This window comes from Nocardia sp. NPDC051929 (assembly GCF_044548645.1).
GTDB classification, from domain to species: domain Bacteria; phylum Actinomycetota; class Actinomycetes; order Mycobacteriales; family Mycobacteriaceae; genus Nocardia; species Nocardia sichangensis.
On sequence record NZ_JBIUCG010000061.1, the window covers coordinates 1,670 to 3,519 of the forward strand.

A 1,850-nucleotide genomic window follows, 5' to 3' on the forward strand; every position below is an offset into this window, starting at 1 on the left:
TGTACCAACTCACTAGAGGCTTTTCTCGGCAGCATAGGATCACTGAATTCGCCTCAATCGGCTACGCATCACCTCTCAGGCACATGTTGTGCGGATTTGCCTACACAACGCCCTACCGGCTTACACCAGGTAATCCACCACCTGGCCCAGCTACCTTCCTGCGTCACCCCATCGCTTGACTACTACAGCAGGGGTCGTGCGCAGCCGCTTCAAGCTTCCCGAAGGAAGTCCATCCACATTTGGGCACTTAGCACCACTGATTCGCCATTGGGCGCGGATACACGGGTACGGGAATATCAACCCGTTGTCCATCGACTACGCCTGTCGGCCTCGCCTTAGGTCCCGACTCACCCTGGGCGGATTAACCTGGCCCAGGAACCCTTGGTCATTCGGCGGACGAGTTTCTCACTCGTCTTTCGCTACTCATGCCTGCATTCTCACTCGCACAGCCTCCACAACTAGGTCACCCCGCTGCTTCCACGGCTGCACGACGCTCCCCTACCCATCCCAGCTCCTGGCTCGAAAGCAGAATAATGCTGGAATGCCGCGGCTTCGGCGGTGTACTTGAGCCCCGCTACATTGTCGGCGCAGGATCACTTGACCAGTGAGCTATTACGCACTCTTTCAAGGGTGGCTGCTTCTAAGCCAACCTCCTGGTTGTCTTCGCGACCCCACATCCTTTTCCACTTAGTACACGCTTAGGGGCCTTAGCCGGCGATCTGGGCTGTTTCCCTCTCGACTACGAAGCTTATCCCCCGCAGTCTCACTGCCACGCTCTCACACACCGGCATTCGGAGTTTGGCTGACTTCGGTAAGCTTGTGGGCCCCCTAGGCCATCCAGTAGCTCTACCTCCGATGTGAAACACGTGACGCTGCACCTAAATGCATTTCGGGGAGAACCAGCTATCACGGAGTTTGATTGGCCTTTCACCCCTACCCACAGCTCATCCCCTCAGTTTTCAACCTAAGTGGGTTCGGGCCTCCACGACGTCTTACCGTCGCTTCACCCTGGCCATGGGTAGATCACTCCGCTTCGGGTCCATGACATGCGACTCAAAACGCCCTATTCGGACTCGCTTTCGCTACGGCTACCCCACACGGGTTAACCTCGCCACACACCGATGACTCGCAGGCTCATTCTTCAAAAGGCACGCCATCACCCCACCACAAAAGGGAAGGCTCTGACGGATTGTAAGCGTCCGGTTTCAGGTACTATTTCACTCCCCTCCCGGGGTACTTTTCACCTTTCCCTCACGGTACTAGTCCGCTATCGGTCACCAGGGAGTATTCAGGCTTACCGGGTGGTCCCGGCAGATTCACAGCAGATTTCACGGGCCCGCTGCTACTCGGGCATCATCCACGAGAGCCGTTGCATTTTCGTCTACGGGATTCTCACCCTCTACGACAGGCCGTTCCAGACCACTTCGACTAACACAACGGTTTATAACTCCCGCCCAGCCCGGCAGGACTGAGAAGAATGACCCCACAACACCAAATAGACAACCTCTGCCGAGTATCACATCTACCTGGTTTAGCCTCATCCGCTTTCGCTCGCCACTACTCACGGAATCACAATTGTTTTCTCTTCCTGTGGGTACTGAGATGTTTCACTTCCCCACGTTCCCTCCCAACCGCCTATATATTCAACGGAGGGTGACACGACATCACTCGTGCCGGGTTTCCCCATTCGGAAATCCTCGGATCTCAGCTCGGTTGACAGCTCCCCGAGGCTTATCGCAGCCTCCTACGTCCTTCATCGGCTCCTGGTGCCAAGGCATCCACCGAACGCTCTTCAACACTTACAAACAAAGATGCTCGCGTCCACTGTGCAGTTCTCAAACAACACACCC

The 1,850-nt window shown here is 56.1% G+C and carries 1 rRNA gene (cut by a window edge); it reads right to left on the bottom strand.

Annotated features, from left to right (window positions below):
* Window positions 1-1,805, bottom strand: a 23S ribosomal RNA gene (locus tag ACIHAX_RS37710); it reaches 1,409 nt to the left of the window's first position.
* Window positions 1,806-1,850: the final 45 nt, after the last annotated feature.